General features: G+C 46.1%; 15 protein-coding genes. 6 read left to right on the top strand and 9 right to left on the bottom strand.

From position 1 onward, the window contains the following. Nucleotides 1-140: 140 nt before the first annotated feature. The 3 genes from HXW94_RS02775 to HXW94_RS02785 all read right to left on the bottom strand — a co-directional run bounded on the left by HXW94_RS02775 (nucleotide 141) and on the right by HXW94_RS02785 (nucleotide 2,443). Nucleotides 141-1,562, bottom strand: a complete 1,422-nt coding sequence (locus tag HXW94_RS02775; protein ID WP_178365382.1) for a hypothetical protein — start codon at nucleotides 1,560-1,562, stop codon at nucleotides 141-143. Continuing rightward, complete coding sequence (locus HXW94_RS02780) at nucleotides 1,559-1,855, bottom strand: hypothetical protein (RefSeq protein WP_178365383.1); 297 nt, start codon at nucleotides 1,853-1,855, stop codon at nucleotides 1,559-1,561. Before HXW94_RS02780 ends, HXW94_RS02775 begins: the two co-directional genes overlap by 4 nt. A 357-nt stretch (nucleotides 1,856-2,212) precedes the next feature. Next, nucleotides 2,213-2,443, bottom strand: a complete 231-nt coding sequence (locus tag HXW94_RS02785) for a hypothetical protein (protein ID WP_178365384.1) — start codon at nucleotides 2,441-2,443, stop codon at nucleotides 2,213-2,215. Between the two features lie 50 nt (nucleotides 2,444-2,493). On the opposite strand from HXW94_RS02785, the gene HXW94_RS02790 reads away from it, so the two are divergent. The 3 genes from HXW94_RS02790 to HXW94_RS02800 all read left to right on the top strand — a co-directional run bounded on the left by HXW94_RS02790 (nucleotide 2,494) and on the right by HXW94_RS02800 (nucleotide 3,483). Then, complete coding sequence (locus HXW94_RS02790) at nucleotides 2,494-2,796, top strand: RRXRR domain-containing protein (protein WP_343054542.1); 303 nt, start codon at nucleotides 2,494-2,496, stop codon at nucleotides 2,794-2,796. Beyond that, nucleotides 2,774-3,007 (top strand): hypothetical protein, encoded by a 234-nt coding sequence (locus tag HXW94_RS02795; protein WP_178365385.1) that lies wholly within the window; start codon nucleotides 2,774-2,776, stop codon nucleotides 3,005-3,007. The genes HXW94_RS02790 and HXW94_RS02795 overlap by 23 nt, the downstream gene beginning before the upstream one ends. Nucleotides 3,008-3,084: 77 nt before the next feature. Next, a complete protein-coding gene (locus tag HXW94_RS02800; protein WP_178365386.1) occupies nucleotides 3,085-3,483 on the top strand; it encodes a hypothetical protein in 399 nt (132 codons plus the stop codon). Nucleotides 3,484-3,543: 60 nt separating this feature from the next. Here the strand turns inward: HXW94_RS02800 and uvrB are convergent, their stop codons facing one another. Then, entirely contained in the window at nucleotides 3,544-5,544 is a 2,001-nt protein-coding gene (gene uvrB, locus HXW94_RS02805; RefSeq protein ID WP_178365387.1) for an excinuclease ABC subunit UvrB, read from the bottom strand. 79 nt (nucleotides 5,545-5,623) lie between these two features. On the opposite strand from uvrB, the gene HXW94_RS02810 reads away from it, so the two are divergent. Beyond that, nucleotides 5,624-6,031, top strand: a complete 408-nt coding sequence (locus HXW94_RS02810) for a CoA-binding protein (RefSeq protein ID WP_178365388.1) — start codon at nucleotides 5,624-5,626, stop codon at nucleotides 6,029-6,031. Then, complete coding sequence (locus HXW94_RS02815) at nucleotides 6,032-7,729, top strand: glutamine--tRNA ligase/YqeY domain fusion protein (RefSeq protein ID WP_178365389.1); 1,698 nt, start codon at nucleotides 6,032-6,034, stop codon at nucleotides 7,727-7,729. Nucleotides 7,730-7,828: 99 nt separating this feature from the next. Here the strand turns inward: HXW94_RS02815 and cysS are convergent, their stop codons facing one another. From cysS to HXW94_RS02840, 5 genes are all read right to left on the bottom strand, one after another. Next, the gene (gene cysS, locus HXW94_RS02820) at nucleotides 7,829-9,268 is read right to left on the bottom strand and encodes a cysteine--tRNA ligase (RefSeq protein ID WP_178365390.1); all 1,440 of its coding nucleotides are present in this window, start codon (nucleotides 9,266-9,268) and stop codon (nucleotides 7,829-7,831) included. 17 nt (nucleotides 9,269-9,285) lie between these two features. After that, nucleotides 9,286-9,771 (bottom strand): 2-C-methyl-D-erythritol 2,4-cyclodiphosphate synthase, encoded by a 486-nt coding sequence (gene ispF / locus HXW94_RS02825; protein WP_178365477.1) that lies wholly within the window; start codon nucleotides 9,769-9,771, stop codon nucleotides 9,286-9,288. Between the two features lie 108 nt (nucleotides 9,772-9,879). After that, complete coding sequence (locus HXW94_RS02830; RefSeq protein ID WP_178365391.1) at nucleotides 9,880-10,548, bottom strand: ion channel; 669 nt, start codon at nucleotides 10,546-10,548, stop codon at nucleotides 9,880-9,882. A gap of 85 nt (nucleotides 10,549-10,633) precedes the next feature. Beyond that, nucleotides 10,634-11,014 carry a CGGC domain-containing protein gene (locus HXW94_RS02835; protein WP_178365392.1) on the bottom strand — a complete coding sequence of 127 codons (381 nt, stop codon included), beginning with the start codon at nucleotides 11,012-11,014 and terminating at the stop codon, nucleotides 10,634-10,636. 210 nt (nucleotides 11,015-11,224) lie between these two features. Beyond that, entirely contained in the window at nucleotides 11,225-11,776 is a 552-nt protein-coding gene (locus HXW94_RS02840) for a NifB/NifX family molybdenum-iron cluster-binding protein (RefSeq protein WP_178365393.1), read from the bottom strand. A 279-nt stretch (nucleotides 11,777-12,055) separates the two neighbouring features. Between HXW94_RS02840 and HXW94_RS02845 the strand changes: the two genes are divergently transcribed. Beyond that, nucleotides 12,056-12,895: an HAD-IIB family hydrolase gene (locus tag HXW94_RS02845; RefSeq protein WP_178365394.1), complete on the top strand. Its 840-nt coding sequence runs from the start codon at nucleotides 12,056-12,058 to the stop codon at nucleotides 12,893-12,895. Nucleotides 12,896-12,898 lie beyond the last annotated feature (3 nt).

Raw genomic sequence — 12,898 nt, forward strand, 5'->3', positions numbered from 1 at the left:
TTATGCGTTCATTGAAACCATTATCGAATCTGCAAAAACAAATTATCCAAAAATTGGGATTCGACTCTTCTATTTATACGCAACTTGAAATTTAAAAATACTTTATATCAAATGAGCGAATGGGGAGTTAAACAAATGCTTTAATTTTTATTTTTTTGCAAGTTAATAGCCATAGATACGACTTGAACAAGGGCTTTGTTTGAACAATTTATATATCGTTTTAGACCATCCCAATTTTTTAGATATCGAAGTTGATCCCCATCAAAGTGTTGAGCGAGAAGAATCGCAAGTTGTTTCTTTGGTTCTTGATATTCTTTTCCCGCCTCAACCCGGGCATCTATTATATTTTTCAGCTTTTCATTTTTCTTGATTTGATTTATTTTTTTGGGAAAATCCTGTCTAAATCTGTTTATTTTTTTTACTTCATTTTCCTGCGCTTTACGTTCAAAATTTTCAAGACCAAATATTAAAGCGTCTGTGCCTGTAACTTTCATAGGCCCGTAATTTTCTTCCAGCAAAAAATGATCTGTATCGATTGAAAAATTAGGACAAATCGGCCCGTGAAAATCATTAAGCAGTATAGACTTTGCCTCAAGATTGCATTTTTGTCTGTCAGTATCGATAAAATAGTCTAAAAAAGCACTTAACAATTTGTTCCAAAAGAAAGAAGCACTAATAATCTCATAATTAATATATTCTTGTTCCTGGTGGAAATCATTTAATTCTAAAAATTGATCTTTCTTTAAGGGATAGACACATAGATAGTTACTCCCGCTATAACTATAAATTTCCAGTGAAAACAAACACATCCTGCAGGTCGGCAAGATTATTTCATCGTCACCTTCTATATCAATATAGGTAGAAACAGTAATCGTTTTATGAGGATTACTTAAATCCGGCCCTTTAATATTAGGGAAATTAATATTTTTTAAATATTTTTCAAAGGTATAAAAATCAAAGCAATTAAGATCAATATCCTCATCTTTACAAAACAACAAATCAAAATTTACAAGTGCATTGTAAAACCCTTTAATCCCATAATTATTAATTTTTTCTATAATTAAATTTGATAAATTTGTAATTATAGAACCAAGGATTGCACCACACGTACATCCTAAGAGGCCCCAATTATCTCGTTTCAGTAAATCAATTGATTGATTGCAATTAGGGCATTTTGCTTGATTTGCTGCTGCAATATCTCTTTTAGCCAAAGCTAAAATATCTTTTGCCTTTGCTTCACTCAGATAGCCCCCAATGGGGGTTCGTATTTTAAAGGCAATATAGTTATTATCAAGTTCATGTAATTCACAAACTTCTATTTCTTTTAAATTTTCCAACTCGTTCCATAATTTTGTAATTTTGTCTGTTTTTTTTGCTTTGACTGAATTCATCAGCTCACTTGGGATTTCAACCTGTGCCCCTGCTATTTGTTGAGCCCTCAATATACTTACCTGAAATTCAGGATCATTTTCGGCATCCTTCAAAAGTACTTTACACTTTTTTTGATCATTCCCCTTTGTAGAGGCTTTCCCCAAAAGACTGTAAAGTACTTTTGAGGTCATATGAAGGATGCCTCATTTTCCTCATTTTTTAAAAACTGAATCAATTCATCAAGAAAATCCTTTTTGTTAAGTTCCGTAACAGCTAAAGGAATCTCTTCTAAAGAATATTTTTTGGGTTTTGAATATTTTTTCTTTTTAAATCGTTGATTTAATACTTGAAGGGCCTTGTGGCCAGAATCGCATATGATTACATTTGTTTCTTTTAATGCTTTTTTTTCAATTTCTTGACACTTTGACCACAAATATTTTCTATTGATTGTGTTTTCTTCCTTCATTTTATTCCCTTCACTCATACCCAATCCTCATAACCATGGACATCTGCGGCTTGTCCGGCAGCATGTCTGTTGTTGGGGATAATTTCGATTAAGGGTTAAACGTAGACTTGACTCGGTGCCCTTCCCCTATTTGCGCTATTTGCATGCGCGGCCTTTAATGGGCGCCCCCTTTTTTACATGATTATATCTATACACATTTAATCAGGGAAAGCGCAATTAGAAAGGTAAGAATTCCTAGTGGGTATTTTGTAAACACCATTGCTCCTGGATGTATCTTTTATACCCACCTTTCGTGCGGGTTCATGTGTAATTTGGAAATATATATGGTCCAAAAAACCTTATCAAGGAATGAAAGTTTTTTATATATTCAGATACTTATAGGACACTTCGAATCCCATCAGAAGGTTCTTGAGATTCAATTCCTATAAGTTCCTCTATGGGCATGTCCAATTCTTGGGAATAATCGTAATCGCCAACAACTTCATTCATGACTTTTTTTGTTACTTCTTTTTTGGTTGCCTTGGTCAATCTTTTCCAGTCTGGATAATTTTTTTTCAATTGCTTTGTGATGATCCGTCTGATATTTTTTATATGTTTTTTATTCATAAGACCTCTGTTTTTGTTGTTATTTTTTTTGATTTATCTCATCAAAAACCATACACTATAACCTGGAATCAAGACGAGCCATCAGAAGATCCCGGAGAAACCGGAAAACGCGATACCGGAAGCCGCGCTTTGATAACCGGACCAGGGCGGAAGGATGGCTGCCGCCTTCATTAAAAAGCTGGGTTTACAATATCGAAACCTGGGTCAACCGGTTGTGCCGGTTTTGCAATATTCAGGCAATTTCAATGGAGTTGGTTCGGTTTGACATGCAGAAAATACAGAATCCCGAAATATCCGGTGTCGCGTATCAGCAGGGGGAATTCATGGGTTATGAGGTACGGGAATACCTTTGAGAAAAAAGTCAAAGGATTTCAGACGGGCGACATCGTCAAGGCGGTTGTCACTTCCGGCAAAAAGGTTGGAACGTACACCGGGCGCGTCGCTGTCAGAAAAAGCGGTTCGTTTAACATTAAAACAGTGGACAAAACAGTACAGGGCATTAGCTGGAAATACTGCAGGCTGCTTCATGCATCTGACGGTTATTCCTACAATACGACGTGCTAAGGTCGGGTGCCTGGGCTAATATCTTAATTATAAAGAGGGCGGCATTCCTCCCCTGAGCTAAAGACTCAGGGGTTTCCTTGCCGCATTTTATGAAAGGAATATTCATGGCTCAGTGGATAAATTATCAAGACGCTTATGAGGTCAAAATTCATCGAAGCAATTTGAAAAACATTCAGGAAGTCGAAATCACCGATATTGGCATAATCATCGCGTATGGCGAACGTCCGAGCAAATTAGGGAGGCCTATATTATTATCGATCGCTTTTATGAAACCCCATTGGACAATTGAAGATGCAGACGTTTGGTTTAAAGACCATGAAATCCAGATCATTCCTCGAAAACATCTTGGGAAAAAAATTTCCATCATAGATTGGCTCATCGAAGATCATTCATATTTCATTTTAGCATGCTATAGGGGAAGTCCCAAGAAACCATTAAAACATCAATTATCGGGAGAATTTAAGGTCGTATCATAAATATTTTGATTTACTATTGACCAGGCCCGGGATGTCAAAAAAAGGCCATTTTGTCACGGATCATGGCTGGGCGGTTGTGATCTTTCTCAACTCCCGGATCTTGTCCCGATATTGTGCGGCCTGCTCGAATGCCAGGGTTTCTGCCGCTTCATTCATTTTTGCCTCAAGGTCCCGGATCACATCTTCCAGATTCAGTACATCTGCATCATAGGCTTTAAGCTCCTCATTCACGGCCGCTTCCACGGAATTGGCATTCATGTCGGCCATCGTATAATCAAAGGTGTTGATCTTTTTGCTGATGGTGGCCGGTGTAATGCCGTGGGCCTGGTTATATGCCTCCTGGATCTTCCGGCGGCGGCGGGTTTCAGCCAGGGCCTTCTTCATGGAGCCGGTCTCTTTTTCCGCGTACATGATGGCCTGGCCATAGACATTACGGGCAGCCCGGCCGAACATCTGAATAAAGGAACGAAAGGCGCGCAAAAACCCCTCCTTATCCGCATCAAGAATGGCCACCAGGGACACTTCCGGGATATCCAGGCCTTCGCGCAACAGGTTGATACCGATGAGTACATCAAACAGGCCTCTTCGCAAATCCTGGATAATATCAATACGCTCCACCGTGCCGATGTCCGAATGCAGGTATTTTACCTTGAGTCCCAGGTCTGAATAGTAATCGGTCAGATCCTCGGCCATGCGTTTGGTCAGGGTTGTCACCAGTACCCGCTCCTGGGCCGCCACCCGTTTGAGGATCTCCTGGTACAGATCATCAACCTGTGTTTTGGCATCCCGGATCTCCACCTCGGGATCAAGCAGCCCCGTGGGCCTGACAATCTGCTCGGCCACCCGGACACCTGCCTTTTCCATCTCATAATCCCCGGGAGTGGCCGACACAAAGATGGTCCGGGGCACCAGAGCCTTGAACTCCTCGAATTTCAACGGCCGGTTGTCCACGGCAGACGGCAGACGGAACCCATGCTTGACCAGGGTCTCTTTCCTGGACCGGTCCGCCTTGTACATGGCCCCAAGCTGGCTGACCGAGATATGGCTTTCATCAAAAAAGAGCAGAAAATCCGAATCCATATAATCCAGAAGCGTGGGGGGTGGCTGGCCCGGCGCACGACCGGTCAGGTGCCGGGAATAATTTTCAATGCCGTTGCAATAACCGATCTCCTCCAGCATCTCAAGATCATACCGGGTACGCTCCGCCAGGCGCTGGGCCTCTAGCAGCATATTCTGGTCATTCAAAAAGGCCAGGCGTTCCTTGAGTTCGGCCACAATACGTTCCACGGCCTGTTTCCGGGTCTTTTTATTGGTGACGTAATGGGAGGCCGGATAGATGGCCACCTGGTCAAATCGTTTGATCACCGTACTTTTCAGGGCATCAATTTCACTGATCTCTTCAATGGTATCTCCGAAAAAATCAATGCGGACAGCCTTGTCCTCCTCATAAGCCGGAAAAATTTCCAGCCGGTCCCCCCGGACCCGAAAGGTGCCCCGATGGAAATCCACGTCATTACGGGTGTACTGAATATCCACAAATTTGCGGATTACATCCTCCCGTGAAATCTCCATATCCCTGTCCAAAATCACCCGCAGATCCAGATACTCCTCGGGCGCCCCCAGACCGTAAATACAGGAGACCGATGCCACCACAATTACATCCTTTCGGGCCAGAACGCTGCGGGTAGCCGAATGCCGCATTTTGTCGATCAGTTCATTGATGGAAGAATCTTTCTGGATATAGGTATCCGAGGCAGGGATATAGGCTTCGGGCTGGTAATAATCATAATAGGAGACAAAATACTCCACGCAATTGTCCGGGAACAGCATCTTGAATTCATTATACAGCTGGGCTGCCAGGGTTTTGTTGGGTGCAATGATCAGGCTTGGCTTTTCCACCCGGCTGATGATGTTGGCCATGGTAAAGGTCTTGCCCGACCCGGTCACCCCCAAAAGCACCTGGTATTTTTTATCCGCCTTTACACCCCGGACCAGATAGTCAATGGCCTTTGGCTGATCCCCGGCCGGGCCAAAGGGAGACACCAGATTGAATAGTCCCATATTTTTTCCTGTACTTTCCTTTGTTCTGGACAGATACTATAATATATAAAAAATATACCATACCGGAGGTACAAAACCCATGGAAGAAAAAAAAGAAACTGTTGCCGTAGTCGGCGCAAGCCCCTTGAAGGACAGATATTCCAACCAGGCACAGGCGATGCTGGAAGAATACGGACACACCCCCGTACCCGTAGCCCCCAAGCACAAAATCATTGAAGGCAAAACCGTTTATCATTCACTTTCCGATATTCCCCGGTCCATCAATACGGTGACCATGTATATAGGCCCGACCCGCCAGGACAAGGTTATTGACCAGATTCTGGACATCAAGCCCCAGCGGGTGATCTTTAACCCCGGCACGGAAAACCCCCGGGCCTATGAAAAACTTAAACCCGCCGGAATAAAAGTCCAGGAAGCCTGCACCCTGGTTCTTTTGAAAACCGGCCAATATACAAAAACCTTTAACAACTCATGGAAAGAAGACTAAATGGAAACACAAATCGCCAAAGGGCATTTTATTGAAAACATTATCAAAGAAGATCTTGCCGAAAATAAAAACAATGGTCGCGTGGTCACACGTTTTCCGCCGGAGCCCAATGGCTTTCTGCACATCGGCCATGCCAAATCCATCTGCCTGAACTTTAACATGGCCCAGAAGTTTAACGGGAAATGCAACCTGCGGTTTGATGACTCCAACCCGGCCAAGGAAAAACAGATTTACATTGATTCCATCATGTCAACCGTCAAATGGCTGGGGTTTGACTACGATACCCCGTTACATGCATCAGACTATTTTGACGCCCTTCATGATTTTGCCGTTGAACTGATTAAAACGGGCAAAGCCTATGTATGCAGTCTGGCCGCAGATGAAATGAAAGAATACCGCGGCACCCTCACCGAACCGGGCAAAGAGTCTCCCTACAGGAACAGAAGTGTTGAGGAGAACCTGGATCTGTTCCGGCGAATGAGGGCTGGAGAATTTGATGAAGGCGAGCACACCCTGCGGGCCAAGATCGACATGCGTTCCCCCAACATCAACATGAGGGACCCGGTGATCTACCGGGTCAAAAAAGCACTCCATCCCCGCACCGGGGACAAGTGGTGCATTTACCCCATGTACGATTTTACCCACTGCATTTCCGATGCCCTGGAAGGCGTCACCCATTCCCTGTGCAGCCTGGAATTTGAGGATCACCGCCCGTTGTACGACTGGATTCTGGACAATATAACCATCCCCTGCCATCCCCAGCAGATTGAATTTGCCCGGATGAATATCAACTATACGGTGTTAAGCAAAAGAAAACTGCAGCGCCTGGTCAGCGAGGGCCTGGTCTCCGGATGGGACGACCCCAGACTGCCCACCCTGGAAGGTATGCGCCGCAGGGGGTATACCCCGGCGGCCATCCGTAATTTCTGCGATGTCATCGGGGTATCCAAAAAAGAGAGCCGCATTGACATGGGTCTGCTTGAATCCTGCCTCAGAGAAGACCTCAACGAAAATGCGCCCCGGGTCATGGGTGTTATCCGGCCTTTAAAAATCACGCTGGAAAATTATCCCGAGGGAGCGACCGAAACCCTGGCCGCCATGAATCACCCCCAAAAACCGGAAGCAGGCAAACGAGAGGTCAGTTTCTCCAAACATCTCTATGTTGAGCAAGATGATTTCATGGAAGATCCCCCCAAAAAATTCTTCCGCCTGGGACCGGGCCGCGAAGTGCGCCTGCGCGCGGCCTACCTGATCACCTGCAAAGAGATCATTAAAAATGAAGCTGGAGAAGTGGTTGAACTGATCTGTACCTATGATCCTGAAACCCGCGGCGGCAATGCCCCGGACGGCAGAAAGGTCAAGGGCACCATCCACTGGGTAAACGCCCAGGACTGCATAGATGCCCAGATCCGGCTTTATGACAGGCTTTTCAACGATGAAAACCCGGAAAAAGACGGCCAGGACTTTGTGGAAAACCTCAATCCCGATTCCCTTGAGATTCTGGAACATGCCAAACTGGAAAGACGTCTTGAAAAAGCCGAACCGGAGGTGGTTTACCAGTTTGAACGTCTGGGCTACTTCTGCCTGGACGCAAAGGAGAGTACACCGGAAAAACCGGTTTTCAATCGCACTGTTACGCTTAGGGACACTTGGGCGAAGCTGGAAACTAGAAACAAGAGACAAGCGACAAGATCGTGAAGCGCCTGCGGCGCTTATTTTAGGTCTGCATTTTGCTGCTTTTTAATTGTTGTGAGTTGAGCCTGGTCCATCAATAGTCAGGCTCAACCCATATGGCTGTTATTCAATGCGCCAGGTTGTGCCCTGGGGGCCGTCCTCCAGTACAATTTTCATTGCCAGAAGCTGGTCCCGGATCTCATCGGCCCGGGCAAAATCTTTAGACTTTCGGGCAGCTGTCCGCTCGGCGATGAGGGCGTCAATCATGGCAGGATCCACATCCTGGTCTACCATGGCCCTGTCCTTTTTGGCCGCAAAATAGTCAGACGCGGACATCATAAAAATGCCCAGGATTTTTGACGCGGACCTGATATCTGCATAAATACCGGCCAGCAGTCTTCTGTCACGCTCCCCGGGTGTATCATTGGCATCATCGAGCAGTTTATTGCCCTTTTTGACCGCGTCAAACACGTCGGCCATGGCCTTTGCGGAATTAAAATCATCGTTAAACGCCGCAACAATATCCGCCCATAACGGACCGTGTTCCCTTCCGGCGGTTTCCGGGGTAATGCCTGCCTTGTCCAGACGTTCCAGGAACGCATAAATACGATCAAGTCCCACGGACACCTCGCGCATACTGTTTTCGCTGTAATCAATGGGGGAACGGTAATGCTTGGACAAAAGGAACATGCGGATGACTTCGGGACTGTAGTCGGCCAGCACCTCCTTGATCATGGTGAAGTTACCCAGGGACTTGGACATCTTTTCATTGTTGATGTCCACAAATCCGTTGTGTATCCAGTATTTGACAAAGGGAACGCCAAAAGCGGCCTCGCTCTGGGCAATCTCATTTTCATGGTGGGGAAAAATCAGATCCTTGCCCCCGCCATGGATATCAAAGCTTTCCCCAAGGTATTTGTAACTCATGGCCGAACATTCAATGTGCCAGCCGGGCCGCCCTTTTCCCCAGGGGCTGTCCCAGGAAGGTTCTCCGGGTTTGGCCGGTTTCCACAGGGTAAAGTCCAGGGGACTTCTCTTTTTCTCATCCACCGCAATCCGCGCGCCGGCCTGCATATCATCAGGGTTGCGGTGGGACAGTTTTCCATATTCACTAAACGATGAAATGGAAAAATATACATCCCCGCCCGGCACATGGTAGGCCTTGCCCTGGTCGATCAGGCGCTGGACAAAACGGATAATATGATCAATGTGTTCGGTGGCTTTGGGCGCGATGGTGGGTCGAAGCACGTTAAGCGCATCCATTTCATGATGAAATTCATCAATATATTTGGTGGTGATGGCGGTGCAGGACTGGCCGGTTTCATTGGATTTTTTGATGATCTTATCATCCACATCCGTAAAGTTGCGCACATAGGTCACCTCATACCCAAGCTGCATCAGCCACCGGTACACCATGTCAAACACCACCACGGACCTGGCATGGCCGATATGGCTGGTGTCATATACAGTGGGACCGCATATGTACATACCGGCCTTATTGGCGTTAATCGGAACAAATTCTTCTTTTTTCCCGCTCAGGGTATTATAAATCCGTAAACTCATTGCTTTTTATCCCGTTCTTAACTTTTATGTTTATACAGCAGCACCGTGGCCTGGGCTGCAATGCCCTGTTTTCTGCCGATAAATCCCAGATGCTCGGTAGTGGTGGCCTTGATGTTCACACAATCCGGGGATAATTCCAGGACATCGGCAATACAGGCGGCCATAGCCTTTTTATGGGGACTCATCTTCGGGGCCTGGGCAAAGATGGTACAGTCCAGATTGGCGACCATAAACCCTTTTTCCTGAATCTTATCTTTACATATATACAGAAACCGGGTGGAGTCCATCCCTTTATATGCCGAATCCGTATCCGGAAAATGTTCCCCGATGTCACCCAGGCCCGCAGCCCCTAAGAGGGCGTCACAAACGGCATGAAGCAACACATCCGCGTCTGAATGTCCTTTCAAACCCATGGGATGGTCGATTTCGACCCCGCCGATGACCAGCCTGTGTCCGGCCACCAGTTCATGGACATCGGTTCCTGTACCCACCCTTATCTGCATCTGCAATTAAATCTCCTGTGTTCCCAAATTAGCCCATTAATATATGCATGCTGAATCCAAAAGTCCAATTTAAAAACCAAGAAACGGATTTTAAATAACTTATTCATTTTATTTTTTTGAAAACCGCTTGATAGATGCACCCTGCATGCCCACCAGCCGGGCAATGAGAACCGCCAGATAAATCTGACCGAATATGGCCTCAATGCCTGCCAGAGTCTGGGATTTATCGTTAACGGGGGATAAATCTCCATATCCCAATGTGGACAGGGTTACCATGGAAAAGTACCTTAAAAGCCCCGGTTTATCGCGAATGACTTCATGGGAAAGGGAAAACGATCCAGGATATGCCAATTCCAGTATCAGATACAATTTGGCAAAGAACATGGCTAAAAATAAATAAACCACCAGGGCTGCCGATACCAGGTCCCGGGTCACGACGGGTGCCCGGAAAATAAACAGGATAATAAGCAGAGACATATAGGCCAGAAAAATAGCCTGAACCACAGCGGAGGCCATGAGCATATGTTCTTCAATAATGTAAAAATATGCCTGCCAGACAAAAAACAAACAAGGTAGCATCAACGCAATGGAAGCGGCCTGGGACAATGTCTTGTCATCTATCACGGAAAGCACAGCCGTGAGTATAATCAATGAAAACGTCGTGTTAAAAAAAACGCCGGGGTGATCAGAATCTGAAAAAAACGGGGCGGAAATGACATTGAGAAGCACAATGCATAAAAGAATGGTGTATTTATTTTGTATGAAAACGCGCAGCATCTTTATTACGAGCCCGAAACTCAATAATCGAGTAATAAAAATGTCCGGAACCAACGTTCCGGATATTTTCAATGTAATGTTTTTTTTACTCAAAGGTGACCGGGGTATAATCCTTGGGCAGATGGGCTGTTCCCAGGGTACAGGGCAGACCCGAGGCCCGGGTGATGTTGGCCGCTATTTTTTCAATGTCCGGACAGAACCCGCCTTGGGCTTTATCCCAGCCATCTTGGGTTTTGGATGCAAATGTACAGGTACACAAATGAATCGCCTCTGCCCCTTTTGACTTAAGAATTTTTGCCATATCCGCCACATTATCCCCGGGACACCGACAGGTAAATACACCTGCCGACATGCAGGCATCATAACCGGCAAACGCCTGGGTGGTTTCAATCATTGTTTTAAAACAATTGGTCAAAGGACACCTGGTTTCATTTTTCTCGCACCGGATAATCCCTACTTTTATCATACACACCTCCTGTTATCCATAAACTCAATGATCAAGTTCAGGTGAATTTGCCCAACTTCGGCGTTGGAAAACAAATTTTAATCCTCAAAATATGTTATATATTCATCCCGTTAAAAATTGTTTCCGCCTTGAATTTGAACAAATGCCCTAAAAACTTGATCATCAAGATAAAAAAAGTTTAACTGATCTAAGGGCTATGGCCCTAAAGTCCTACCGCTGTCGGCCCATGCCGCCGCCGCCCATGCCTCTACCACCGCCGCCGCCCATGCCGCGACCACCGCCCATGCCTCTACCACCGCCGCCCATACCGCGGCCGCCGCCACCCATACCGCGGCCACCGCCCATACCGGGATTCCGGGAGTTTGGGTCCGCCATGGGTCTTTGAGGGGCAGTTCCTGGTTTCATGCCTGACTTTTCTTCTGCTGTGGCCTGGGTCTCATTTGTTAATTCATTGTTTTTCAGCCGGTTCACGGCCTGGGATACGGTACCTGTCTGCCCCGGATACACAGCCACACCGGCGGAATTAAAAACTTCCATGGCCTTGGGACCGCAACTGCCGGTTAAAACGGCCTGGGCACCTTTAGAGATCACAAAGGAGGCGGTTTGAACACCGGCGCCTCCGCTCAAATTGATGCTTTCATTGGAAAAACTCTCATATTTCATGGTATCTGTATCAACGATCAAAAGAAAATCACACCTGCCAAACCTGGGATTAATCTCAGCATCCAGGTCCTGGCCGTATGCACTGATTGCGACTTTCATAAATTTTCTCCTTAAGCGTAATAGGGTTGAAAAATTGCTCCACCAAAGAATATTAGCAAAACCCGTACCAATTTTTATATTGTTTATTCACAACATGTTATATTTTTATCCGTTCTCCAGACGCAATAAAACAAAAACCAAGGGTCGCATAATTGCAACCGGCCATTATTGTAATGGGTCACGGTCAAGACAAACGGACTATTCCAGCGTATTGCCTTATCTGTCAAATTAATTTATCCTTAACTTTCGTTTTTTTTATTTGCCCTCTATAATACCCTAATGACCAAAATACCAAATAGCAATGAAATACTTGTATTCACAGACCTTGACGGCACACTTCTGAATCATGACACCTATGATTTTGAACCGGCATTGCCGGCGCTGGCCATGCTTGCCCGAAAAAAGATCCCCCTTATCCTTAATTCCAGCAAAACCCTGGTTGAAATACTTAAGATTCGCAGCGCCCTTGGCAATTGCCACCCGTTTATTGCAGAAAACGGCTCTGTGGTGGCGGTGCCGGAACAGACATTTCCCGGCCTTGCCCGCAAAGATCCTTTATTTCAGGCCCAATCCGGACTTCTGGTCAAACGGCTTGGGGGCGACAGGAAATCAGTTTTAAATATATTAAACCAATTGCGGCGAACATACGGTTTTTCTTTTGAAGGTTTTGCAGATATGAATCCGGATCGGCTTTCCCGGGTAACAGGGCTGACGGAAAATCAGGCCATAGAGGCAGGGCAACGCCTGAGTACCGAACCCGTTCTCTGGCAGGACACCCCCGAACAGTGGGAGGCGTTTACCGGACATCTTGCAGACGCGGGCCTTGGCTGGGTCCAGGGGGGACGGTTTATCTCCATATCCCGACCCTTTGATAAAAAGGATGGGGTGGCATGTCTGCTGCATCTTTATACCGAGGTCATGGGCTCCGCCCCTTTCACCATTGGTCTTGGAGACAGCCCCAACGACCAGGCCATGCTGGATATGATGGATATTGCGGTTGTGATCTGTTCAGCCCGCTGTGATCAGATTAAACTGAACCGGCCCCAAACCATTATCCGCACAACAGCCAGGGGACCTGATGGGTGGCAGGAGGCATTCGAGTCCATTAACTTAACGTAATGA

Origin of the sequence: Desulfobacter latus (assembly GCF_013389365.1) — a bacterium.
Lineage (GTDB): Bacteria > Desulfobacterota > Desulfobacteria > Desulfobacterales > Desulfobacteraceae > Desulfobacter > Desulfobacter latus.

What these genes read in the sequence shown, in the direction of transcription:
- cysS (WP_178365390.1), bottom strand. Translation starts at nt 9,268, where the DNA reads ATGAGTTTACGGATTTATAATACCCTGAGCGGGAAAAAAGAAGAATTT.
- ispF (WP_178365477.1), bottom strand. Translation starts at nt 9,771, where the DNA reads ATGCAGATAAGGGTGGGTACAGGAACCGATGTCCATGAACTGGTGGCC.
- uvrB (WP_178365387.1), bottom strand. Translation starts at nt 5,544, where the DNA reads ATGGGACTATTCAATCTGGTGTCTCCCTTTGGCCCGGCCGGGGATCAG.
- HXW94_RS02810 (WP_178365388.1), top strand. Translation starts at nt 5,624, where the DNA reads ATGGAAGAAAAAAAAGAAACTGTTGCCGTAGTCGGCGCAAGCCCCTTG.
- HXW94_RS02815 (WP_178365389.1), top strand. Translation starts at nt 6,032, where the DNA reads ATGGAAACACAAATCGCCAAAGGGCATTTTATTGAAAACATTATCAAA.
- HXW94_RS02785 (WP_178365384.1), bottom strand. Translation starts at nt 2,443, where the DNA reads ATGAATAAAAAACATATAAAAAATATCAGACGGATCATCACAAAGCAA.
- HXW94_RS02840 (WP_178365393.1), bottom strand. Translation starts at nt 11,776, where the DNA reads ATGAAAGTCGCAATCAGTGCATACGGCCAGGACCTGGATGCTGAGATT.
- HXW94_RS02780 (WP_178365383.1), bottom strand. Translation starts at nt 1,855, where the DNA reads ATGAGTGAAGGGAATAAAATGAAGGAAGAAAACACAATCAATAGAAAA.
- HXW94_RS02795 (WP_178365385.1), top strand. Translation starts at nt 2,774, where the DNA reads ATGAGGTACGGGAATACCTTTGAGAAAAAAGTCAAAGGATTTCAGACG.
- HXW94_RS02835 (WP_178365392.1), bottom strand. Translation starts at nt 11,014, where the DNA reads ATGATAAAAGTAGGGATTATCCGGTGCGAGAAAAATGAAACCAGGTGT.
- HXW94_RS02775 (WP_178365382.1), bottom strand. Translation starts at nt 1,562, where the DNA reads ATGACCTCAAAAGTACTTTACAGTCTTTTGGGGAAAGCCTCTACAAAG.
- HXW94_RS02845 (WP_178365394.1), top strand. Translation starts at nt 12,056, where the DNA reads ATGACCAAAATACCAAATAGCAATGAAATACTTGTATTCACAGACCTT.
- HXW94_RS02830 (WP_178365391.1), bottom strand. Translation starts at nt 10,548, where the DNA reads ATGCTGCGCGTTTTCATACAAAATAAATACACCATTCTTTTATGCATT.